This window comes from Aeribacillus sp. FSL W8-0870 (assembly GCF_037963755.1).
Lineage (GTDB): Bacteria > Bacillota > Bacilli > Bacillales > Aeribacillaceae > Aeribacillus > Aeribacillus composti.
The window spans coordinates 2,923,667-2,947,658 of the sequence record NZ_CP150165.1 but is presented as its reverse complement, the minus strand read 5'-3'; the positions used below and the strand labels follow the sequence as shown (position 1 = coordinate 2,947,658).

Sequence of the window (23,992 nt, the reverse complement as noted above, 5' to 3'; positions counted from 1 at the left end):
TCTTTTTTTGGCAACTGCATCAGACCAGCTAACTTATTATTGAAAAATAACAATTCATTTTACTCTAGTCATTCTACCTCAGTTCCAGCAACAAAGTTTTATGAAAACCACTTATATGTATAATCATTACATTTCACCCAAAATTTTGTCATTGCGAAAAAGGAGTTATTTTTACACACTTTATATGATTAAAAAACTCATTTTCCCGAGTTATAAATGGGTGAAAAAGTATGCCTTCATTTAAAATCAATCCTAACACGTATTACAGTTAATAGCTTTGGATTCTGAACTGCTAGCGCTTTTTCGGACAGATTTTTGCGCTTCTAGACACGTAATGCGAACAACCACCGTTTTGCTGAATTTGCAGGGGGACTGATGGGAGACAGCACAACGGTATATAACATACTGACCAGCCTCGCAAAGCACGATAAAAAGCTGCTTGAAGCAGGGCAGTAACGTTATTACAACACATAAGTGCATGATAGAAGGAATTTCAAAAAAACATTTGCACGGCCTCGCGAGCTCCAAATGATGTCCGCATTTACAAAGGGTTTGCGACTTAAGAAGAGCCAAAGTTGGAGAAAAATCTCATATTTCAATAATAGATGAACTTGAAACTTCGGCAGAATTGTTATGTAATACTTTATTGGAGTCATTTGAATTGAAACACAATCAACTGAAAAAACCATTATTTTTTATGACATTCTAAACCATTGCTAATAAAGAGTGCAAAGGGGGGATTTGTAAACATAAAATAATATTTTTTGTATGGACTTGTAATATTTTTAAGTTATTATTCTCAATGGATAAATTAAATCAAGGCTTTCATACGGGCGGTATTTGCTGTGACATCTATTTTTCATCCTCTATTCTCCACTAGGAAAATTTTTTAGTAAAAATTTTTGAGGCGTCCAACACAATGATCAGCTTTTCATCAAGTTTCATGAAAAATACCTCGCAAATTTTTATTTTACGCAGGGTATTGATAGCACTTTTTTTTTTGAAAAATTACGTTATAATATAATTTATGGGTTTTTTCAATAATGATTAGACATTTACATGAATATAAAAACGTATTTATTTTGGAAGAAAGGGAGATACAACAGATATGTTTGGAATTGGTACGAGAGACCTTGGAATAGATTTAGGGACAGCCAATACGTTAGTGTTTGTGAAAGGAAAAGGTATTGTAGTGCGTGAACCATCTGTTGTTGCTTTGCAAACTGATACAAAGCAAATTGTTGCAGTTGGTAATGATGCAAAAAATATGATCGGGCGTACGCCTGGAAATGTTGTAGCACTTCGACCAATGAAAGACGGAGTGATTGCTGATTATGAAACGACTGCTACGATGATGAAATACTACATAAAACAGGCAACAAAAAATGCAGGTATTTTTTCGCGAAAACCTTATGTGATGGTTTGTGTTCCTTCGGGAATAACTGCGGTTGAAGAACGTGCGGTCATTGATGCAACGAGACAAGCAGGCGCTAGAGATGCGTATACGATCGAAGAACCATTTGCGGCTGCTATTGGAGCCAACCTTCCAGTTTGGGAACCGACCGGAAGCATGGTTGTAGACATCGGCGGGGGAACAACGGAAGTTGCCATCATTTCTCTCGGCGGAATTGTGACAAGCCAATCTATCCGTGTTGCCGGTGATGAAATGGATGAAGCCATCATTAACTATATCCGTAAAACCTACAACTTAATGATTGGTGATCGGACAGCGGAAGCGGTGAAGCTTGAAATCGGTTCTGCAAGCGCTCCGGAAGGTGTTGAAAACATGGAAATTCGCGGAAGAGATTTGTTAACAGGCCTTCCGAAAACGATTGAAATTACTGCGACAGAAATTTCAGAGGCATTACGCGATACTGTCTATGCGATCGTAGATGCTGTAAAAATTACTTTGGAAAAAACTCCGCCTGAACTTGCGGCGGATATTATGGATCGAGGAATTGTTTTAACTGGTGGGGGCGCCCTTCTTCGCAATTTAGACAAAGTTATAAGCGACGAAACGAAAATGCCTGTAATCATTGCGGAAAATCCTCTTGATTGTGTAGCGGTCGGAACAGGAAAAGCTCTTGAACATATCCACCTATTCAAAAATCGTACAAAAGACCACAGATAAGTTAGAGGTGTAAATCATGCCACAATTTTTTCTAAATAAACGATTAATTGTGCTCCTTGTCGGGATCATTATTTTGGTGGCATTGATTGGTTTTTCCCTAAAGGAAGACCGCAATCTTTCGTGGCAGGAGAAGTTTATTCAAGATTCGGTTGGACTAGTCCAGAAGGTATTTCATCAGCCCGCACAATATATTGCGGGCTTCTTTGAGAATTTGAATCATTTAAAAAATACATACGAAGAAAACGAGCTGCTTCGCAAACAACTGAATAATTATATTCAATTGGAGGAAAAGCTGCAGGAATTAGAACAGGAAAACAAACAATTAAAAGAAGAATTAAAATTATCTGCTGATAACGATATAAGAAAATATAAGTCGATCCAAGGGACAGTCATCGCAAGAAATCCTGATCGTTGGCATGATTATATCAAAATTGATAAAGGCGAACAGCACGGAATCAAAAAAGACATGGCGGTTATAACGGCAAAAGGATTGATCGGGAAAGTGAAAAATACTTCTGAATTTACGTCCACCGTTCAGCTTTTAAGTGCTTCCGACAGAAAAAACCGGATTTCAGCAATGGTTCATACGAATAACGGAAAGGTATTCGGCCTCATTGTCGGCTACAGTGAGCAGGAAAATGCTCTTGAAATGAACATCATTGAATCAAATGCCCAAATAAAAGAAAATCAAATTGTAGCGACTTCTGGCCTTGGCGGAGTGTTTCCTGAAGGTTTAGTGATCGGAAAAGTAAAAAAAGTCGAACTTGATTCGTACGGATTAACAAAGATAGCTTATATAACCCCATCAGCTGACTTTTATGATATAGATCGTGTCATGATCATCGAGCGGGTTCTTCCAACAGTTGATATCAATCAATTGGAAGAGGAGGAAGACTCTTGAGAACATTTTTCCTCCCCGTAATGGTTATGTTTATTTTCGTATTGGAAAGCATCATCGTTGATCTTGTTCCGATCCCTTTTCTTTCAGATCATCAAGTGGCAGTTCCCCATCTTTTACTATTGATGATTGTCATCTTGGCGGCGTACGGCTCTCGGAAAATTGCCGTCATTTATGGAATTGTTTTCGGTTTATTGTTCGATGTTGTTTACACGCAAGTTATCGGCATATATGCTTTCGCATTTCCGACCTTGGCATATTTAGTGATGCAAGCTTTGCGGGTGCTCAATCCCAATATTTTTGTTTTAATTTTTTTAACTGAGCTTTCCGTTGCATTGCTTGAATTTTTCACATACGGTATTTATTTACTAATCGGGATGACAGCTGTTCCTCTGCAATTGTTTACAATTGATCGCCTGCTACCGACACTTGCTCTGAATTTTGTATTAGCTTGTGTGTTAATCTATCCTTTAAAGAAATTCGTTTTGAGCTTGAAAATAGGTGAACACAACGATTAAGTTTTAAAGTTTGATAGAGGAGTTTTTGTTATTGCTGTCGAAATAGATTTTTGTTGGGGTGAACTTCGTGAAAGCTCAAAGACCATATTATGTAACGATAAAAGGCACAAAGGATGGATTGACATTATATTTAGATGATTCCTGTTCGTTTCATGATATTGTGAATGAACTGGATTCGATGCTCTCCAAAAGGCAGTATGTTCAGGAAAATGAACCGATGATCAGGGTGACGATAAAGGCTGGAAATCGTTTTTTGACGGAGGAACAAGAGGAGAAAATAAAAGACGTAATAAGAAAAAAAAGAAATTTAATTGTCGATGCAATTGATTCAAATGTCATCTCAAAGGAAGAGGCGTTGAAGTGGAAAGAGGAAGCAGATGTTATCTCAGTTGCTAAAGTCGTCCGTTCTGGGCAAGTGTTGAAAATTAGAGGGGATTTGTTGCTGATAGGAGATGTCAATCCTGGCGGGACAGTCATGGCAACGGGCAATATTTTTGTCATGGGGGCTTTAAAAGGCATAGCTCATGCTGGTTTTGAAGGGAATCGAAATGCAGTGATTGCCGCCTCCTTGATGAAGCCGACACAGCTGAGGATCTCCGATATTTTAAGTAGGCCACCCGATCAGAAGGAGCCATCATTTCGAAATGATATGGAATGCGCATATATTGATGAAAATGGGACAATCATTATTGAACGGATTCAACAATTAGCTCATCTGAGACCCAATTTAACTAGGCTTGAAGGGGGAATAATGAATGGGTGAGGCAATTGTGGTCACTTCTGGCAAGGGCGGGGTCGGCAAAACAACAACTTCTGCAAATGTTGGTACAGCCCTTGCCATTATGGGAAAGAAAGTTTGTCTAGTTGATACAGATATCGGCTTGCGGAACCTCGATGTTGTCATGGGATTGGAAAACAGGATTATTTATGATTTAGTTGATGTTGTCCAAGAACGATGCAAAATTCATCAAGCTCTCGTAAAAGATAAACGCTTTAATGATTTTCTTTATTTGCTGCCTGCAGCGCAAACTAGCGATAAAACTGCCGTAACACCTGAGCAGATGAAAAAATTAATTGATCAGCTAAAACAAGATTTTGATTATATTATTATCGACTGTCCTGCCGGGATTGAACAAGGATATAAAAATGCCGTATCCGGTGCGGATCAAGCGATTGTCGTGACAACACCAGAAGTTTCCGCTGTGAGAGATGCGGATCGAATTATCGGTTTGCTGGAGAAGGAAGATATTGAGCCGCCACGATTAATTATTAATCGGATCCGAAATCATTTAATGAAAAACGGTGATATGCTGGATGTCGATGAAATTGTCAGCCATCTTTCTATTGATTTGTTGGGGATTGTAATTGATGATGATGAGGTAATAAAAGCGTCTAATAATGGTGAACCGATTGTAATGAACCCTGACAATCGTGCTTCCATTGCCTACCGCAATATTGCGAGAAGAATTTTAGGTGAAGCGGTTCCGCTTCAATCATTAGATGAGCCTGAAAAAGGTGTTATCGCAAAAATCAAAAAATTTTTTGGAGTACGTGCTTAATCCTAATCAATTTAAAAATCACACTTCCTTGAATAAAGCATTAGCTTTTTTCTTTGCACACATTAGAATCACTGCCATCACACTGATATATCTCCCACCTGCTGATCGTTTTTTTCTTCTATCTCTTGAGGTGGGAGATTTTTTGAAGGCTGTACAAAATATTTCCTCTTGAATCTTTTCCCTTTCAATATGATTCAATAATCGTCAATTTTTCTTCTGCGTTTGTCCGCTGTTTTGGTTCTGGGATTGAGGCAGGATAGCCAATATGTAGAAGGCCGACAATTTTTTCTCCTGGTTCTACTCCAACTTTTTGTCGGAAAGATGGTGAATAAATATAAGCACCTGTTTTCCATATAACGCCAATACCTTTTTCCCATGCAGCTAGTTGAAAATTTTGGATTAATGCACTTGTCGCTTTTAAATCCTCCTCCCACTGCTTTTGACGCGGATCCTCTTTCATGATTACCAATAAATGTGCTGGAATCGGCAGCAGCTTTTCTCGTAATCGATCGATATTTTTTCCATTGTTCGTTTCTTGTGCAATAGCAGCAACTAATTTTTCTTTTCCTTCATTCATAAACAGCACGAACCGCCATGGCTCTCTTAATCCATGATTAGGAGCCCAAACAGCCGTATTTAATAATTCACATATTACTTCTTTAGGGATTGGATCTTTCTTAAATTCTTTAATCGATCGACGCTCTTTAATTATATTGGCTACTTTGTATGTTTCCATTGGTATTTCTGATGCCTCCTTAATAATAATGATTTTCAATTAGAATTATTTCAAAATTGAAGTGATATGTAAATGTTTATTTCTACAGTCGTAATCGTTTACAAAGGGAAGGAGACAGGTGCGAGAAATCATTTCAAACAGCTGATACAAGAGCAATGAAAACGATCGACTTAAAAATACAGAATATTCAATTAATAAAATATGAATTCTTTACATAAGAACTATAAATGAGAAAGTTTCGCATGGATGAACAATTGCTAAAACTAGATATAACAGCATGATGCGAAAATATGTTCATCCAGCAATTGATTCATGCACATTTATATTCCCTAGTGAGAAAGATCATTCATAAGAAATATTAGATGACTCATTTCTACGTTCAAATCTCAGATGGAAGGTGACAGTGATGGAACATGGCAAATCCACAAAAAAGTGGCCGGCCGTTGGTCCGGGGTTAATTGTCGCAGCAACGGGCGTCGGAGCCGGTGATCTAGTTGCTGCCTTAGTTGCCGGTACAAATTTTGGACTTGTCTTTTTATGGGCAATCATTATCGGGGCTATTTTAAAATTTGCCTTAAATGAGGGTGTTGGCCGATATCATTTGCTGACTGGAAAAACAATTTTAGAAGGCTGGCATTCTATGGGATTATGGGCAACAAGCTATTTTGGCGTTTATTCGGTTATTTGGGGATTTGTTTATGGAGCGGCTGCGACTTCATCTTGTGCATTGGCTCTGTCTGCATTATTTCCTGTCTTGCCTTTATGGGTATGGGCGGTTATAAGCGGTTTGTTAGGTTTTTTATTAACATGGATGGGGCAATATAAGCTATTTGAAAAAGTTATGAATCTTTTAATTCTACTTATGTTTATTTCGGTTGTCGGCTCAGCTGTTATTGTTCTGCCGGAACTTTCTGATATCATGGACACTGCTGTTCCGGCGTTGCCGAAAGGGTCACTGCTTTACGCACTCGGATTAATTGGGGGAGTTGGCGGATCCATTACCATGGCGTCTTATGGCTATTGGCTGCAGGAAAACAATTGGAAGGATCGATCCTACCTCCGCTACGTTAGATTTGACTCCATGATTGCCTATATTACTACAGCAGTTTTTACAATTTCTTTATTAATTTTAGGGGCTGCATTACTATATGGAACGAATACAAACATTAACGGTGAGCAAGGTCTCATATCATTTGCTACCATTTTAGGAAACGAGCTGTCCCCAACTGTACGTATCTTATTTCTCATCGGTTTTTGGTCAGCTTCCTTTACATCAGTATTAGGTGTTTGGAATGGCGTCTCTTATTTATTTGCTGATTTTGTCTATACAGTTAAAAAACATGATGTGAATAAAGAACAATTAAGTAAGACAAAAGCTTATAAATTTTTTGTTTTTTGGTTAACATTCCCGCCAATGCTCTTGCATTTTATAGGAAAACCTGTGAGCCTCATTATTTTGTATGGTGCCCTTGGTGCGCTATTTATGCCCTTTCTGGCGCTGACCCTTATCTATTTGCTTAATAGTAAAAAGCATCTTCCTCATAAGGAAGATCGAAATAAATGGTTTTTCAATGTACTTTTGAGTTTAAATATTGTTTTATTTTTCATTTTATCGATCAATGAACTAGTCAACCTATTTCGTTAAGCGGCTTCAAATAAAAGGCAGTCTAGCTTTTGTGTTAATTCACCATATACTACTATTTCAAAAAGAAGACGACAAAAGCATTTTGTGGTCTTCTTTTTGATTTCAAAATTTTGCTTTTCTCGGATAGCGCCATATTTTATTTTGCTTCATCCAGTATTCCTTTGAACCAGAAAACAGTGAAGAACCTACTTACTAGGTTGTAGGTAAAAGTTCTTTATCAAGGTCAAAGATAAACATTTGCCTAGATATCGCTTTAAGAAATGCAAAATGGCTTTATTGTCATAAACGGTAAGGACAGGGCATAAACTTGTACAAAATTGCAAAAGGATGATGGATGATGAATCGTCGAGCAAAAGAAATAAAAAAACGAATAGCAAAGCGTAAACGAAAAAGAATGAACAGCATGCTTTCGAGCAGTTCAAGCAGCAGTGATGATATATCTGTTCCATTTATCAATCAAATCACACAAGAAAACGTGCAAGTTGACGCGGACTCCCCTCTTTATGTAGAGGCAGAAGGAAGTAAAAATTTTCATCCATTGTTCCGTTCGGACGTTTTTATAACAAAATTGCTAATCTCTGCCTGCATCGTCCTGATGATCGGTATTATTTTTAAAAATGACCGGGCAGAATTTCTGAAAGCTAGAGATTTCGTCAGCCATGTGATGGAAAAGGAGTTTAACTTTGCATATGTTTCCAAATGGTACGAAGAACAATTTGGGAATCCATTAGCGTTTTTGAAAAAACAATCGAAAGAAGAAAGTGGATCTAAAGAAAGTCAATATGCGGTTCCGGCATCAGGAAAGGTGCTTCAGAGCTTTAAAGATACCGGGCAAGGCGTGATGATCGAAACAAATAATAAAACGGTAGAGGCCATGAATGAAGGAATTGTTATTGAAGCTGGAAAGAAGGAGGATACTGGTCTGACTGTGGTGATTCAACATGCTGATGGAATAGAAACCTGGTATGGGAACCTGGAAGAGCTAAATGTAGCGCTGTATGACTTTGTCGAAACAGGAAAACCTGTAGGCAAAGTAAAGCAAAGCCAAAACCAGCATGGAACATACTATTTTGCCATAAAAAAGGGCGACACATTTATTGACCCGAGTCAGGTGATCTCATTTGAATAAATATTTTTCCTTATTGTCGAAAATACATATTCATCCTATCTTTTGGGTGTTGATTGCAATCGGAGCAATGACAGCGCAATTTAAAGCTCTTTGCATCCTTTTCTCAATAGTTTTTATTCATGAAATGGGGCATGCTGTTTGCGCCAGTTTTTTTTCATGGAGGATCAAGTCCATTCAGCTTCTTCCTTTTGGCGGTGTAGTGGAAATGGAGGAGCATGGAAATCGTCCCTTGAAAGAAGATCTGTTTGTTGTTATATCTGGACCGATTCAGCATTTATGGATGCAAATAGCTGCATGGATTTTTTGGGAAGCGAATTTCATAAACGACTCTACATATGAAATGTTTATTTTTTTTAATATGTCTATTTTCCTTTTTAATCTTGTTCCCATTTGGCCCCTTGATGGAGGAAAGCTTCTTTTTATTTTGCTGAGCAAACAAAAACCTTTTTCAGTTGCTCATAAGGAAATGCTTCGCATATCTGCAGTTGTTTTTTCATGTTTGTTCCTTTTTTTGCTTTTTTTTAACCCTACTCTTTTAAGCGGGTGGATTATCGCAGCCTTTATCGTCCACTCCATTTATACGGAATATAAACAAAGACAATTTGTATATATTCGCTTCTTGATGGAAAGGTATTATGGAAATCATCAAGCGTTTACAGTGTTAAAGCCGATCATTGTTGATCGCGATGATTTGATTTACCACGTGCTGCTGAAATTTCAGCGGGGTTGCAAGCACCCTATTATTGTGGAGGACGATGGAAAAAAACTTTTTCAGCTTGATGAAAATGAGCTGCTGCACAGTTTTTTTTCGGAAAAAAAGACGGACAGAAAAATGGGCGATTTACAGTACGTTTATTGACGCCTGCAGGAAAACATGATATTGAAATAGGAAACAATACATGAAAAGAGGTTGTTGGGTTGCGGCAATTAATTATAAATAAAAAAACGGATGATGAACGCATTGCATTGTTGGAAAACGGACGACTGGCGGAAGTATGGATAAAAGAAAAAAACACGATTGTCGGCAACATTTATAAAGGAAAAGTAACAAAAGTCCTTCCTGGTATGGAGGCTGTTTTTGTTGATTTAGGTCAGGGAAGAAACGGCTATCTTCACCGGAATGACATTATGTCATATTTTGAGACGTCCCGAACGAATGAGGCATTAAAAAATAAAAATGTCCGACATTTTATTTCTCAAGGTGAAGAGGTAATCGTTCAAGTTGTAAAAGAATCAGGAGAATTTAAAGGCCCTAAAGTCACAATGAATATTGAATTGCGATCCCCTTTTTTTGTATATCAGCCCTTTGGCCGCTCGGTAGCAATTTCCAAAAAAATTATTTCCCAGGAAGAAAGAAAAAGATTGCAGCTTCTCGGGGAAACGTTATGCTCAAACAAAGGGGGCATCGTTTTCCGAACTGCTGCTGAAAGAGCGGATGACCAAACAATAAAAAAATGGTTCGATGACATGCTGAGCAGTTTTGAACAACAGCTGAAAAGCAAAAAAGTGCCAAGCTTATTATTCGGTTCAGAAAGTTTTGTAGAGCAAATTATCGCTGAAATTTCACCGCATGTATTGGATGAAATTGTCATTGATGACATAAGCACTGTAAAAGAATTGAAAAAAAATTACGGAGATTTGTTCCCATTTTCCATTGATTTTTATTCCGAAAACGAAAATATTTTTTCTTATTATGCAATCGAACATGAAATCGAAAAGGCGCTGAAAAAAATTGTTTGGCTAAAAAACGGCGCGTTTATCGTAATTGAAGAAACGGAAGCAATGATTGTCATTGATGTTAATACAGGGAAATTTTCGGGGAAAAATACGTACCGAGATACGGTTTTAAAAACCAATGAGGAAGCGGCAAAAGAAATTGCCCGGCAGTTAAGATTAAGAAATTTGAGCGGAATCATTTTGATCGATTTTATTGATATGGAGAAGGAAGATCGAAGCCGGATTTTGAGATTGTTTCAAAAAGAATTGGAAAAGGACCGCATTTTCACAAAAGTCATCGGTTTTACCGAATTAAATATATTGCAATTAACAAGGAAAAAAACTCGAAAATCTCTTTCCGAGCTTTTGCTCGAACCATGTCCAGCATGCGGCGGAACAGGAAGAAAAAGGACGGTTGAAAGCATTGCTTTTGAACTTGAAAGAACCCTTCTTGAACATGCTGGATCAGATGACGAAGCCGTCCTTGTAGAAGCGGCCCCAGAAGTTTGCGATTTTTTTACATGTGAATATGAGAAACATTTAAAAAAGCTTGAAGAACTAATAGGCATGAAGATTTTCTTCAGTCCTTCCGATCATGTAAAAGGATTCGAAATTCGCCAATGGGGAACAAAAGAGGAAGTGGCTTTACGGATCTCCAAAATGTATTGACATATACATTCATATTTTGTTAAGATCAATTTGTTATTGTTTTTTGTAGCACCCGTGCTACAACCGCTCAGTTTGGGTTAGAAGCTCGGTTATCCGACACCCTAATCTGGCGAGTCTTAGTTAAATAGGAGGTGCAGAATATGTACGCAATCATTGAAACTGGCGGGAAACAAGTGAAAGTGGAAGAGGGTCAAGCCATTTATGTGGAAAAATTAGACGCTCAAGAAGGTGAAACAGTTACTTTTGACAAGGTGCTTTTCGTTGGAGGAGACAACGTAAAGGTAGGTAACCCGCTGGTAGAAGGAGCTACGGTTACGGCAAAAGTTGAAAAGCATGGCCGAGGTAAGAAAATTATCGTTTTTAAATATAAACCGAAAAAAAATTACCGTAGAAAACAAGGTCATCGCCAACCGTACACAAAAGTTGTCATTGAAAAAATTAATGCATAATAAAGGCTGTTTCATATGATACATGTGACCATCCATCGTTCGAAAGAAGGATTCATCCGGTCGTTTACAATGAAAGGGCATGCGGACTTCGCAGAGCACGGGAAGGACATCGTATGTGCAGGCGCTTCAGCTGTTTCTTTTGGAGCAGTAAATGCGATCAAAGCTTTAGCCAATGTCGATATGAATGTTGAACAATCGGAAGAAGGCGGATTTTTGCACGTACAGGTTCCTGATCAAGTTGACACGGATTCATTTGAAAAAATCCAATTATTGCTTGAAGGAATGCTTGTTTCATTACAAACGATCGAGCGAGGGTATGGAAAGTTTATTCGAATCGTTACAAAAAAAGATTAGGAGGTGGCACTCATGCTAAAATTGGATCTTCAATTTTTCGCATCGAAAAAAGGAGTTGGGTCCACGAAAAACGGACGTGATTCCATCGCAAAACGATTAGGTGCAAAACGTGCGGACGGCCAATTTGTTACAGGCGGCTCCATTCTTTATCGTCAAAGAGGTACAAAAGTTTATCCTGGTTTGAATGTTGGCCGCGGCGGGGATGATACGCTTTATGCGAAAGTAGACGGCATCGTCCGTTTTGAACGATATGGACGCGACAAGAAAAAAGTCAGCGTGTATCCGATAGCAAAAGAAGCATAAGCAAACACTTGAAAAACTCTAGCCTTTTTGGTTAGAGTTTTCTTTTTCGGTGTTTTTTTAATGGAAAGTTGATATAATTTTTGTACATGTTTAAAAAGATAGCTTGATGGGAGTGGAACCATGGCTGATCAAAGAGAGAGATGGAGTATTGTTGACGCATTAAGCCACTCCAGACATGATTGGATGAATAAATTGCAATTAATTAAAGGCCATTTATCATTAAAAAAATACGATCGGGTGAAGGAAATTATTGATGAAATTGTCGTGGAAGCAAAGCAAGAATCAAAACTTTGCAATTTAAACATGCCCAGTTTTGCAGAGCTGCTTTTAACATATAACTGGAAAGGACACCTTCTCATTTTGGATTATGAAGTGCTAGGGGAAGCGATGGATTGTTCTAGTCTAGATGAGGAAATGTTCCATTTTACAACAGATCTTTTTCAAATCCTTAATCAAAATATTGATAAAAAACAAGAAAATCATATAACCGTAACATTAGAACTCTTTAAAACAGAAAACAATGTCCGGTTCTTTTATGATTTTAATGGTATACTAACGGATGATAAGACTCTTTTAACATTTTTAGAGCAGTACCAATCAGATGCAATCACCATTCAACAAATACATTTTGATACATATGAATTTACATTGATGGTCAGTAAGTCGTGATGAAACAATGAAAGGAGGCTGAAGCTCAATGTTTGTCGATCAAGTGAAGGTATATGTGAAGGGCGGAGATGGCGGGAACGGCATGGTTGCTTTCCGCCGTGAAAAATATGTTCCGAAAGGAGGCCCTGCAGGGGGAGACGGCGGAAAGGGCGGAGATGTGATTTTTGAAGTGGATGAAGGTCTTCGGACGTTAATGGATTTTCGCTATAAAAAACATTTTAAAGCTCCAAAAGGCGAAAACGGGATGTCTAAAAATCAGCACGGGAAAAATGCCGAACCCCTTGTTGTGAAAGTTCCTCCCGGTACTGTTGTAATAGATGATGATACAAAAGAAGTGATCGCAGATTTAACCGAGCACGGGCAAAGAAGCGTGATTGCCAAAGGAGGACGGGGCGGCAGAGGAAACACCCGATTTGCCTCGCCAACGAATCCGGCGCCCGAAATATGCGAAAAAGGAGAGCCGGGCGAAGAACGATATGTAACATTGGAATTAAAGCTTTTGGCTGATGTCGGGCTTGTCGGATTTCCGAGCGTTGGAAAGTCCACTCTTTTATCAGTTGTATCAAGTGCTAAACCAAAAATCGCTGCCTACCATTTTACAACGATAGTGCCGAATTTAGGTGTTGTTGAGACCGAAGACGGACGCAGTTTTGTGATGGCAGATTTACCGGGTCTTATTGAAGGCGCTCATCAAGGAGTAGGTCTTGGACATCAATTTTTGCGTCATATTGAAAGAACAAGAGTCATCGTTCATGTCATTGATATGTCCGCAATGGAAGGCCGTGATCCGTATGAGGATTACCTGACGATCAATGAAGAATTAAAACAATATAATTTAAGGCTGACGGAGCGGCCGCAAATTGTTGTCGCCAACAAAATGGATATGCCAAATGCTGCTGAAAATCTTTCACAATTTAAAAGAAAGCTGCAAGACAAAAATGTCAGCATTTTTCCAATATCAGCCGTTACACGCCAAGGAATTCGCGAGCTGTTATTTGCTATTGCCGATTTATTGGAAAAAACGCCGGAATTCCCTCTTTACTTTGACGAAACGGAAACATCTGCTCCGAATCGTGTCGTGTATACATTAAAGGATGAAAAGCCGAGCTTTACCATCAGCCGTGACAGCGATGGAGCGTTTATTTTATCAGGTGAAAAGGTTGAAAAGCTGTTTAAAATGACCGATTTTTCAAGAGACGAATCCGTTCGCCGTTTTGCAAGACAGCTTCGCAAAATGGGGGTAGACGACGCATTAAGAGAGCGCGGTGCAAAAGATGGGGATACAGTAAGGCTGCTGGAATTTGAATTTGAATTCATTGAATAAAACATTTTGCACATAAAATCTGTGTCCTTCATGCTTCATCGCATATGGGTGGGAAAGGAGACGGTAGATGAAAGACGAAATTTTTTATTTGGTAAGGGAAGATGTGCTGCCGGAAGCAATGAAAAAAACGCTCGAAGTGAAAAAGCTTCTTGAACGAGGCAAAGTCTCGTCCGTTCAAGAAGCAGTGCAGCTCGTTGACTTGAGCCGAAGTGCGTTTTATAAATACAGAGACGCGGTTTTTCCTTTTCATACTGTTGTCAAAGAAAAAATCATTACGTTGTTTTTCCATTTAGAAGATCGTTCCGGAACGCTGTCGCATTTGCTTAAAGTTGTGGCTGAAGCAGGCTGCAATGTGCTGACAATTCACCAAACCATTCCAATTCAAGGAAGAGCCAATGTGACTTTATCATTAAACACGAACGGAATGAAAGAAGATATGAACGTTTTATTATTAAAATTGCGGAAGCTAGAATTTGTAGAAAAGGTCGAACTATTAAGTTCAGGTGCATAGAATTAGGAAGGAAGATATACAGATGAAAATCAGCTATTTGGGACCGAAAGCAACATTTACTCATTTGGCCGTCTCAAAATTTTTTGAAAACGATGTAAAACTAGTCCCTTACCGAACGATTCCACATGTCATGGATGCAGTCGTCAAGCAAGAAACAAACATTGCCGTTGTTCCGCTTGAAAACGCGCTTGAGGGGTCGGTCAATCTTACAATTGATTATTTAATTCATGAAAATACACTGCATATTGTCGGTGAAATTGTTGTTCCAATCAAGCAGCATTTAATGGTTCATCCTTGCAGGAAGGATGATTGGAAAAAAATCGAAAAAGTATTTTCTCATTCACATGCTATTGCACAATGCCATAAATTTTTACATGAGCATATGCCGGATGTTTCGATCGAATATGCCACATCGACAGGAGCCGCTGCAGAATATATCCATCAACATCCGGAAGAAAATATGGCTGTCATTGCCAATGAGTTGGCGGCAAAAGAGTATGATTTAGCTATTGTGAAATATAATATTCACGATTATGATTACAACCATACACGATTTGTTATTTTACATCCGGATCAAGATTTTCAAATAGAAAATAACCACCATAATAAAGTCGGTGAAAAGACGACATTAGTTGTAACGTTGCCGACAGACCATGTAGGCGCCCTGCATCAAGTATTGTCTGCATTTGCATGGAGAAAACTGAATTTATCAAAAATTGAATCTCGTCCAATGAAAACGGGATTAGGAGATTACTTGTTTATTATAGATATAGAATCAAAAATGGATGATGTTTTAATACCCGGGGCAATCCAAGAACTGGAGGCTTTAGGCTGCGGCGTCAAGATTCTCGGAAGCTTTCCGGCTTATAAACTATAAAAAAAGCCGAGCATCCATTGCAGGATGCCTGGCTTGATTAATCAATGATCGTCACGAATTAAAAATCCTGCTTGATCAAGAGCTGCACAAACTTCATTTAAAGTTTTTTCATTGTCGGCAAGAATGGTGTGCAAATGAATGCCGTTCGTTAATTCCGACAAATAAGAGGCGTTTGTTGTTTCGATTTTTTTTATGAACTCATCTACTTCTTTTCGATTGCTTACCATAATCGATGCGGTCAAGTCCCCGTACACTGGATGTTCAACGATTACATCTTTTACGGTCGCTCCGTAATCAACAATAATGTTCAATTCCTCCTTTGTTTTTTCCGGAGCGTGCTTGCAGGCAATAAGACGTTTCGCTTTTTTTGCCTCATTCGTTCTTTCTTTTAAATACATATATCCCTGACTTGTGGCTAAAATCGGTTCTCCGAGTGCTTTTAAAAGAGAAATATCTTGAACGATGACTTGACGGCTGACATTCGTCCGTGAGGCCAATTCCCCTCCCGTGATCGGCCGATTTTCATTTTTTAACCATTCGAGAATCACTTCCCTCCGCTTGTCCCCTAATATTTTTTCCATAAACACCAACCTTTCAAAACTCTTATCGAACGATGGATAGAATCGCATTGATAAGCTCATCGACTTCCGAGATTGTATTTGTAATTCCAAAGGAAATACGAATAAATTGATGAGCGGAATCTTTGTCAAAGCCGATTGAAAGAAGGGTTTTAGAAGGATGACTATTTCCAGCTTGACAGGCGCTTCCAGTTGAGACCGCAAATCCTTTTCGGTTCAATTCGAGCATTACAAATTGACCTTCTAAACTGTTTGTGACAACACCAACAATATTTGGGAGAACCTCTTTTTTCGTTTCATTGACAATCGTTATCGTGGGCAGCTGTGTCTTTAATTGGCTGATCAAATGCTGCTTGAGCTTGATGAAATGGTTAAAATGCTTCTCTCTTTGATTATAAAACTCATTTGCGGCAGTGACAAAGGAAAAAATGCCTGGAACGTTGACAGTGCCTGGACGAAATCCGTCCTCATGTGTTGTTCCGGGAATCACTGGCGACCAGCTTGCTGCTGGATGAATATACACTGCTCCTACGCCCTTTGGACCGTAAATTTTATGTGAAGAAAATGTATAGGCATCAGCATTCATCTCATCGACGGGAATCAACAGTTTTCCAAACGTTTGCACACAATCGGTATGAAAGTATATTTTCCTCTTTTTTAAAAACAAGCCAATTTCCTTTATATTTTGAATTGTTCCGATTTCGGAATTGCCGTGCTGGATGGTGACAAGGGCCGTATCTTCACGGATTTCTTCTTCAAGATGCTCCATTAAAATATTTCCATTTTGATCATGCTTTAAAAATGTAATGTCATATCCTTTCGCACGCAATAAAGACAAATAATGGTCAATGGATGCATGTTCAAGTGAAGAAGCAATAATATGCTTTTTGTTTGGCGTGCTATTTAATAATGATTGGATGGCCAGTATGTTGCCTTCAGAACCGCCGCTAGTAAAATAAACACCGTTTGGATCTCCTCCTAATAACGCTGCAAATGCTTTCCTTGACGCTGTCAATAGTTCATACGCTTTGCCGCCGATATCATGCAGACTGCTTGAGTTTCCGTAAGCAAATTTTGCCGCTTCGGTGTATGAAGCAATCGCTTTTTCACTCATGGGGGTCGTTGCTGCAAAATCAAAGTATATCAATTGTTTTCGCCCCTCTCTATTCAAGCCTTAAAAATTTTGTGAAAAATTCCTCTTGTCAATATTGTATTTTTGTGTAAATATATGTGTCAAGACATGTGTAAATTTACAAGGGGGTTGTTGATGACCCATTATGATGTCATCATCGTCGGAAGCGGTATTGCCGCATTAACGGTTGCAAGCGAATTATGTGAAAAAATGAACATATTAATGATTACAAAAACGATGAAAACTAGTTCTAATTCTCATTTAGCTCAAGGTGGAATTGCATGTGCCATACATGAAAATGATCATAGCTGCCTTCATTATGAAGATACATTATATGCTGGGCGCTACCACAATAAAAAGGAAGCAGTTGAGCTGCTCGTACAAGAAGGAAAGGAAATTATTTCATCCCTTATGGATGAGGGCTTTCCATTTGACAAGGACGAGCAAGGAAATGTGGATTTAGGAAATGAAGGGGCGCACTCCTTTCGCCGCATTCTCCATGCAGGAGGAGATGCGACGGGAAGGAAAATGGTAGAGCATTTTTTGAAAAAAATAACAAACCGGATAACAATCAATGAATATCAGTTTGTTTGTGATGTCGTTGTAAAGGACGGAAGGGCAGTTGGCATTATTACCAAAACAGCAGATGAAAATATACATGTCTATACAGCCCCCCATATTATTTTGGCAACCGGCGGCTGCGGTCAAGCTTATGAATGGACATCCAATCATCCGAACGCAACGGGAGACGGACTTGCCATTGCTTTTCGGGCTGGATGCAGGCTGATCGATATGGAGTTTACACAGTTTCATCCAACAATGCTTTATATAAACGGGACATGCAGAGGATTGATTTCTGAAGCGGTCAGGGGTGAAGGCGCTGTATTGATCGATGAAACGGGGCAAAGATTTATGAGCGAAATTCACCCATTAGGTGATTTGGCTCCTCGAGATGTTGTTGCCCGCGCAATTTATCGTAAATATCGGGATGGACATCAAGTGTATTTGGATATTTCAGAAATTCAATTTTTTTCCGAACGTTTTCCGACGATTGCTGAGATGTGTCGGCAAAATCGGGTAAATTTGAGCGAGAAGAAAATTCCTGTAGTGCCTGGCATGCATTTTTTAATGGGCGGAATTGAAACCGATTTAGTCGGCAGAACGAATATCGATCGGCTTTATGCTGTAGGCGAATTGGCGTGTACCGGTGTCCACGGGGCAAATCGTCTAGCATCAAATTCTCTTTTAGAAGGTCTTGTATTCGGAAAAAGGATTGCAAAATTTATACTGGATCAGCGGCTGTCTTCACAGGAGAGTTTTGGGGATTTCCATTGGAACGAACATGAAAAAACAGAGGTTCCAGAAAAAGGAGAAATACGCAAAATATTGACAAAATGGGTTGGAATCGAACGGACGCATGGAGAACTGGCATGGGCTGTTTCATGGCTGAAGCGATATGTCAAATATTTTCCATTAAATGCTATAAGTTATTCAATTGAAGAAATCGAACGGATTAACATGATCACAGCCGGATATTTAATAGCTAAAGGAGCTCTTTTACGAAAGGAAAGCCGCGGCGGCCATTTCAGGATCGATTATCCAGGGGAAAAACCTGAATGGCTGGAAAAACGAATTGTACAAACAAACGAGCAAAGGATAGGGGCGGTTGAAACATGAATCAAATAAAACTCGAGCAGGCATTGAAGCAATTTTTTATGGAAGACATAGGAGACAATGATTTGTCCAGCGATGCGATTTTCTCAGAAAACGACCGAGGATCGGGCGTCATAAAAGCAAAACAAAGCGGAGTTTTTTGTGGAGAAAACGTGGTGAAAACCGCTTTTTCGATGTTAAACCCCAACCTTGAAGTTCACATGTTTGTAAAAGATGGACATGAGCTGACAGCGGGGGAAGAGATTGCTGTCATAAAAGGTTCTATTCGTTCCATCTTACAAGGAGAGCGCGTAGTGTTAAATTTGCTGCAGCGAATGAGCGGGATCGCAACTTTGACAAAACAAGCGGTGCTGACGTTAAATTCAACGCATACAAAAATTTGTGATACAAGAAAAACAACACCTGGGCTTAGAATGTTTGAAAAGTATGCTGTCCGCATAGGGGGAGGATATAATCACAGATTTGGTTTATATGACGGGGTGATGATTAAAGACAACCATATTGCCTTTTGCGGTTCGATTACAAAAGCAGTTGAAAGGGTAAGAAATCGAGTCGGCCACATGGTAAAAATTGAGGTGGAGGTTGAAACGGAAGAGCAATTGAAAGAAGCAATTTCAGTACATCCCGATATTATCATGTTTGACAATTGCCCGCCTGAACAAGTGAAAAAATTTGTTGATATGACTCCGCCTGACATTATTACAGAAGCTTCAGGCGGAATTACGTTAAAAAATTTAGCGGATTACAAAGATACAAATGTTGATTTCATATCGCTTGGGTTTATTACCCATTCAGCACCTTCAATAGACATTAGTTTATCTTTTTCGGGGAGGAATGAGCTATGAATCTTTTTGAATTGTTGGATGCTTCAAAAACAGAAATGATGCCTGAAGATTATAAACATCGATCTGTGGAAGAATTGGAAAACCGTGTGATAGAAATTAAAAAGAAATTCGGAACAAGACTGATGATCCCAGGTCATCATTATCAAAAAGACGAAGTGATCCAATTTGCAGATGTAACAGGAGATTCGTTAAAGCTGGCACAAATAGCGCAAGAAACAAAAGATGCCGAATATATTGTCTTTTGTGGTGTTCATTTTATGGCAGAAACAGCAGACATGCTGACATCGCCTTATCAAAAGGTGATTCTTCCGGATATGAGAGCTGGCTGTTCGATGGCGGATATGGCAAATATCAAACAAACAGAAGCCGCTTGGAGCAAGCTGCAAGAGCTTTTTGACGACACGATTTTGCCATTAACATATGTCAATTCATCAGCAGAGATTAAAGCTTTTGTCGGTAAAAATGGCGGAGCAACGGTAACCTCCTCAAATGCTGAAACGATGCTGGCTTGGGCGCTGAAGCAAAAAAAGAGAATTTTGTTTTTACCTGATCAGCACTTAGGGAGAAATACTGCCTTTAAACTGGGTATTCCCCTTAATAAGATGGCTGTCTGGGATCCGATTGAACAAAAGCTGCATTATGATGGAACAAGGGAAGATGTCGCCATCATCTTATGGAAAGGCCATTGCTCAGTGCATGAGAAATTTACAGTAAAAAATATTGAACATATTCGCAGCAAATATCCCGATATGAAAATTATCGTTCATCCTGAATGTACATTTGAGGTTGTTCAGATGGCCGATTATTCGGGATCCACGAAATATATTATTGATACGATTCAAAACTCCCCGAAAGGAAGCAAGTGGGCAATCGGAACAGAAATGAATCTAGTGAATCGGTTAATACAAAATAATCCCGACAAAGAGATCGTTTCTTTAAATCCATATATGTGTCCGTGTTTAACAATGAATCGAATTGATCTGCCCCACTTAGTTTGGGCGCTGGAATCAATCGATAAAGGAAAAATAATTAATCAAATCATTGTGGATGAAGCAATTAAAGAGTATGCAGTTCTTGCATTAAATCGCATGCTGGATCATAGCTCATAAAAAGGAAAAATATTGAAATCGCCCATATGCATGCGGGATAGCAAAAGTACGAAGAACAATTTGAATGCCTGGGGTCCCTCCCCGGGTTTTTTTATTTTTGTAATTTTTGCAGCATAAATCAGCAGCTGTGTACTGATATCGATATCAATTGGCTTTTAAAAAAGAGGATCGTTTTTCTTAGCCTTCATTTTTAAATCATAATCCCACTAAAATTTGCATAAGTTGTGATGAAGAAGATTTATGAATGTTTTGATTCGAAAGTTGTATAGGCAGTACGTTTTCACAGGAGGGGGAAACAGTGAAAATCCACATTGTTCAAAAAGGCGATACACTATGGAAAATTGCTCAAAAATATGGAGTCGATTTCCAGGAGTTAAAAAAGTTGAATTCCCAATTGAGCAATCCTGATCTTATTATGCCAGGAATGAAAATAAAAATTCCAACTGGTGATGTGCCAATTAAAAAGGAAGTGAAACATGAATTAAAGAAAGAAGTGCCAAAAGTAGCTTTTAAAAAGGAAGCAAAGGAACATCCTTTTGCAGAGGAAAAACCTGTTGCTCCTATTGAGACTGAGGAACCGGAAGCAAAGGAGAAGCCGTCTAAGCCATATGTGCCTCCCGTTCCAAAAGTTTATCAGCCTTACTATCCGAAAAAAACTGATGTAAGCAATTATTTTATGCTCAATATGCCGATGATGAATATCCATGAAGAAGCGGAAAAGGCTCCAACGCATCCCTATGCTTCAAAAGATTCCAAACCGCAGCTTCCGAAAAAGCCTGAAAATGTGTTTCATGAAGTTTTGGGTAAAGGAGAAGAAAATAAAGAGGAGGACAACAAAGATATGACGAATCCGCAATTTTCGAATGTCAATCCATATTATGGAGCCCAATGGCAGCCTTATTACGCGCCTGTCTGGCCAAATATTCCGAACCCTGCCCCGAATCAATTTGTAAGCCCACAACAATATGGCGAAGATTTTGATGATGATGAATATGATGAAGCGTATGGTTACGAAAACGTTGCACCTAATATTCCGCCCAATATTCCGCCTAATGTTGCACCTAACATTCCGCCAAACGTTTCACCAATACAATACAGTCCGCAACCCGTAGTTCCATATGTACCATATCCTGTTCTTTGTCCACCGTTTCCATTCTTAGGATGCCATCCGGTATCTCCTGTATATCCAGGATCAGGATTGGCGCCGACACCTTATGCTGCACCTTATGGAATGCCGCACGGTCAATGGGTAAGCCCGGAGGCGGCGGAAAATCAAGAATTTGCAGAGAATATACCTCATACTGGAGCTTTTCCGAGTCATCAGGATGACTGCGGCTGCGGAGGTCCTGTACCTTATGGATATCGAGCGGCTCCATTTGTACCATATGGAATACCGCATTACCCTTATGCTGTGCCTTACTATGATTATAACCAGTTCGTTGCACCGCAAGATGAAGAAGATGAAGATTAATTTTATTGGAGACGATGATAAAAATCGTCTCTTTTTTCTTTGAAAATTTCATGACATGATTTATTTTTCGTAAAACACAATATGATACAATGGATAATAAAAAGAAATGATGCTAAGGAAGGTGCATGACATAATGCAGGAAAAAATTGCAAAATTAATCGAATGGCTTCAAAATCAAGTAAAAAACGCAGGATTAAACGGTGCAATTGTCGGAATAAGCGGGGGAATAGATTCCGCCGTAGTTGCTCATCTCATTAAGCGAGCGTTTCCTGAGCATTCGCTTGGCCTAATCATGCCATGTAAAAGCAATCCGAAAGATCAAGAAGATGCTTTAAAAGTAGTAAAAAGCTGCAACATTGATTATATGGTGATCGACTTGACCGAAACTCATGAAACGCTTTTTCACGCCATTCAAAAAAATATTCAAGCTAAAAACGATTGGAATGAAGAAGCAGCAAGATTAGGCGACGCGAATACGCGCGCGCGGCTCAGAATGACAACATTATACGCTGTGGCAAACAATTATCGTTACATGGTTGTTGGCACAGATAATGCAGCTGAATGGTATACGGGCTATTTTACGAAATACGGAGACGGCGGTGTAGACCTTGTTCCTCTTGTACATTTTACAAAAGGCGAAGTAAGGGAAATGGCAAAAATTTTAGGAGTTCCGGATGAAATTATTAATAAAGCTCCAAGCGCCGGTTTGTGGGAAGGACAAACGGATGAAAACGAAATGGGAACAACATATGATATGATTGACAGATTTTTAAAGGGAGAGGAAATTCCTGAGAAAGATAAAGAAATCATTGAAGCGCTGAATAGACGTTCTGAGCATAAACGAAATTTAGCGGCAGCACCGCCAAAATTTTAATTAATTGCCGGGAACTAACAGCAATAAACCTCCCCTGATAGAACAAGCTATTGATGAGCTATTATGCTCAAATTGTTTTTCAGGGGGTTTTTTCATTGAGAAAATCAGTTTCCGCAGCTATTGCCCTTTCTTTTATGACAATTGGTCTTGCGGCGTGCAACAACAATAATGGTGCATTGGATGACCGTGATCGAAATGGTGCAGCACCAATTGGCTACTATTCAGCTGATCGGGATCGCAATTTTGATTACGTTGATAATGATGGACCGATCACTGAAATGTTTGACGGCGGAATGGATGACAATGATATGCTCCGCGATGCAAATGACCGCAATAGAGACCGCTCGCTGACAGTCAACGATAGAAGAAACAACGGCTTCCAAAGAAGCGATGTCAATTATCATAATCATTTACGAGATGTGGGCTCGAATAATGCTCAATTAGCCGAACGAATTTCTGATCAGGTAAGCCGGCTGAAAAACGTGCAGGATGTTGATACGCTCGTAACAAATGACAGGGTTGTAGTAGCGATCAATACAACTGATCGAAACGAACAGAACGTAAAAAATCGAGCCAAACGAGTTGTATCAAGACTGGCTGGAAATAAAAGCATCCATATTGTAACAGACGAGGAAACTTTTACTCGCGTGCGAAACATTAATAATAACTTGAATAACGGTACGGATGTAGGGGAAGATATCCAACGTCTATTCAATGATATTGGAGAAGCAGTAACAGAGCCTTTTGACGGAAATAACCGCTAACGAGACAGGGAGAACTCCTCCCTGTTTCTTTTGTGAAGAACAATTTTTCCCGCTAAA

25 protein-coding genes and 1 other annotated feature are annotated in these 23,992 nt (G+C 39.2%); of the genes, 22 read left to right on the top strand and 3 right to left on the bottom strand.

Going from position 1 to position 23,992, the window contains the following annotated elements:
* The first annotated feature begins 1,108 nt into the window (after window positions 1-1,108).
* The 5 genes from NSU02_RS14355 to minD are packed head-to-tail and all read left to right on the top strand — an operon-like array spanning window position 1,109 to window position 5,106.
* Entirely contained in the window at window positions 1,109-2,131 is a 1,023-nt protein-coding gene (locus NSU02_RS14355) for a rod shape-determining protein (protein WP_063387942.1), read from the top strand.
* A 16-nt stretch (window positions 2,132-2,147) separates the two neighbouring features.
* Window positions 2,148-3,032: a rod shape-determining protein MreC gene (gene mreC / locus NSU02_RS14350; RefSeq protein WP_063387943.1), complete on the top strand. Its 885-nt coding sequence runs from the start codon at window positions 2,148-2,150 to the stop codon at window positions 3,030-3,032.
* A complete protein-coding gene (gene mreD, locus NSU02_RS14345; RefSeq protein WP_339193171.1) occupies window positions 3,029-3,547 on the top strand; it encodes a rod shape-determining protein MreD in 519 nt (172 codons plus the stop codon). Before mreC ends, mreD begins: the two co-directional genes overlap by 4 nt.
* A gap of 58 nt (window positions 3,548-3,605) precedes the next feature.
* Window positions 3,606-4,310, top strand: coding sequence for a septum site-determining protein MinC (gene minC / locus NSU02_RS14340; protein ID WP_082829524.1), 705 nt, complete (start codon window positions 3,606-3,608; stop codon window positions 4,308-4,310).
* A complete protein-coding gene (minD, locus tag NSU02_RS14335; RefSeq protein ID WP_063387946.1) occupies window positions 4,303-5,106 on the top strand; it encodes a septum site-determining protein MinD in 804 nt (267 codons plus the stop codon). The genes minC and minD overlap by 8 nt, the downstream gene beginning before the upstream one ends.
* Before the next feature lie 184 nt (window positions 5,107-5,290).
* Here minD and NSU02_RS14330 read toward each other — a convergent pair whose 3' ends face one another.
* A complete protein-coding gene (locus NSU02_RS14330) occupies window positions 5,291-5,842 on the bottom strand; it encodes a nitroreductase (RefSeq protein WP_063387948.1) in 552 nt (183 codons plus the stop codon).
* 406 nt (window positions 5,843-6,248) lie between these two features.
* Between NSU02_RS14330 and NSU02_RS14325 the strand changes: the two genes are divergently transcribed.
* The 11 genes from NSU02_RS14325 to pheA all read left to right on the top strand — a co-directional run bounded on the left by NSU02_RS14325 (window position 6,249) and on the right by pheA (window position 15,488).
* Complete coding sequence (locus NSU02_RS14325; protein WP_130156089.1) at window positions 6,249-7,487, top strand: Nramp family divalent metal transporter; 1,239 nt, start codon at window positions 6,249-6,251, stop codon at window positions 7,485-7,487.
* Window positions 7,488-7,821: 334 nt separating this feature from the next.
* Window positions 7,822-8,616, top strand: coding sequence for a M23 family metallopeptidase (locus NSU02_RS14320; RefSeq protein WP_063387950.1), 795 nt, complete (start codon window positions 7,822-7,824; stop codon window positions 8,614-8,616).
* On the top strand, window positions 8,609-9,475 hold the full coding sequence (locus NSU02_RS14315; protein ID WP_117016766.1) for a M50 family metallopeptidase: 867 nt from the start codon (window positions 8,609-8,611) through the stop codon (window positions 9,473-9,475). Before NSU02_RS14320 ends, NSU02_RS14315 begins: the two co-directional genes overlap by 8 nt.
* A gap of 59 nt (window positions 9,476-9,534) precedes the next feature.
* Complete coding sequence (locus NSU02_RS14310; RefSeq protein ID WP_130156087.1) at window positions 9,535-11,001, top strand: Rne/Rng family ribonuclease; 1,467 nt, start codon at window positions 9,535-9,537, stop codon at window positions 10,999-11,001.
* A gap of 51 nt (window positions 11,002-11,052) precedes the next feature.
* Window positions 11,053-11,128: a sequence feature (ribosomal protein L21 leader region), on the top strand.
* Window positions 11,129-11,141: 13 nt separating this feature from the next.
* Window positions 11,142-11,450: a 50S ribosomal protein L21 gene (rplU, locus tag NSU02_RS14305; RefSeq protein WP_063387953.1), complete on the top strand. Its 309-nt coding sequence runs from the start codon at window positions 11,142-11,144 to the stop codon at window positions 11,448-11,450.
* Between the two features lie 15 nt (window positions 11,451-11,465).
* On the top strand, window positions 11,466-11,804 hold the full coding sequence (locus tag NSU02_RS14300) for a ribosomal-processing cysteine protease Prp (RefSeq protein WP_063387954.1): 339 nt from the start codon (window positions 11,466-11,468) through the stop codon (window positions 11,802-11,804).
* Between the two features lie 12 nt (window positions 11,805-11,816).
* On the top strand, window positions 11,817-12,107 hold the full coding sequence (gene rpmA / locus NSU02_RS14295; protein WP_063387955.1) for a 50S ribosomal protein L27: 291 nt from the start codon (window positions 11,817-11,819) through the stop codon (window positions 12,105-12,107).
* Between the two features lie 120 nt (window positions 12,108-12,227).
* Complete coding sequence (locus NSU02_RS14290; RefSeq protein ID WP_063387956.1) at window positions 12,228-12,776, top strand: Spo0B C-terminal domain-containing protein; 549 nt, start codon at window positions 12,228-12,230, stop codon at window positions 12,774-12,776.
* A 28-nt stretch (window positions 12,777-12,804) separates the two neighbouring features.
* Window positions 12,805-14,100: a GTPase ObgE gene (gene obgE / locus NSU02_RS14285; protein WP_063387957.1), complete on the top strand. Its 1,296-nt coding sequence runs from the start codon at window positions 12,805-12,807 to the stop codon at window positions 14,098-14,100.
* 67 nt (window positions 14,101-14,167) lie between these two features.
* Window positions 14,168-14,611, top strand: coding sequence for an ACT domain-containing protein (locus NSU02_RS14280; RefSeq protein ID WP_063387958.1), 444 nt, complete (start codon window positions 14,168-14,170; stop codon window positions 14,609-14,611).
* A gap of 22 nt (window positions 14,612-14,633) precedes the next feature.
* Window positions 14,634-15,488, top strand: coding sequence for a prephenate dehydratase (pheA, locus tag NSU02_RS14275; protein WP_063387959.1), 855 nt, complete (start codon window positions 14,634-14,636; stop codon window positions 15,486-15,488).
* A gap of 41 nt (window positions 15,489-15,529) precedes the next feature.
* Here pheA and NSU02_RS14270 read toward each other — a convergent pair whose 3' ends face one another.
* Together NSU02_RS14270 and NSU02_RS14265 are read right to left on the bottom strand one after the other, a co-directional pair.
* Complete coding sequence (locus NSU02_RS14270; protein WP_063387960.1) at window positions 15,530-16,069, bottom strand: transcription repressor NadR; 540 nt, start codon at window positions 16,067-16,069, stop codon at window positions 15,530-15,532.
* Window positions 16,070-16,091: 22 nt separating this feature from the next.
* A complete protein-coding gene (locus NSU02_RS14265; RefSeq protein WP_063388165.1) occupies window positions 16,092-17,180 on the bottom strand; it encodes an IscS subfamily cysteine desulfurase in 1,089 nt (362 codons plus the stop codon).
* 153 nt (window positions 17,181-17,333) lie between these two features.
* Between NSU02_RS14265 and nadB the strand changes: the two genes are divergently transcribed.
* From nadB to NSU02_RS14235, 6 genes are all read left to right on the top strand, one after another.
* Window positions 17,334-18,875, top strand: coding sequence for an L-aspartate oxidase (gene nadB, locus NSU02_RS14260; RefSeq protein ID WP_339193170.1), 1,542 nt, complete (start codon window positions 17,334-17,336; stop codon window positions 18,873-18,875).
* Window positions 18,872-19,717 carry a carboxylating nicotinate-nucleotide diphosphorylase gene (gene nadC, locus NSU02_RS14255; protein ID WP_117016761.1) on the top strand — a complete coding sequence of 282 codons (846 nt, stop codon included), beginning with the start codon at window positions 18,872-18,874 and terminating at the stop codon, window positions 19,715-19,717. The genes nadB and nadC overlap by 4 nt, the downstream gene beginning before the upstream one ends.
* A complete protein-coding gene (nadA, locus tag NSU02_RS14250) occupies window positions 19,714-20,826 on the top strand; it encodes a quinolinate synthase NadA (RefSeq protein WP_327847806.1) in 1,113 nt (370 codons plus the stop codon). Before nadC ends, nadA begins: the two co-directional genes overlap by 4 nt.
* A 298-nt stretch (window positions 20,827-21,124) precedes the next feature.
* The gene (safA, locus tag NSU02_RS14245) at window positions 21,125-22,297 is read left to right on the top strand and encodes a SafA/ExsA family spore coat assembly protein (protein ID WP_339193169.1); all 1,173 of its coding nucleotides are present in this window, start codon (window positions 21,125-21,127) and stop codon (window positions 22,295-22,297) included.
* Between the two features lie 133 nt (window positions 22,298-22,430).
* Window positions 22,431-23,171: an NAD(+) synthase gene (nadE, locus tag NSU02_RS14240; protein ID WP_339193167.1), complete on the top strand. Its 741-nt coding sequence runs from the start codon at window positions 22,431-22,433 to the stop codon at window positions 23,169-23,171.
* A gap of 95 nt (window positions 23,172-23,266) precedes the next feature.
* Window positions 23,267-23,935, top strand: a complete 669-nt coding sequence (locus NSU02_RS14235) for a YhcN/YlaJ family sporulation lipoprotein (RefSeq protein WP_066249549.1) — start codon at window positions 23,267-23,269, stop codon at window positions 23,933-23,935.
* Window positions 23,936-23,992: the final 57 nt, after the last annotated feature.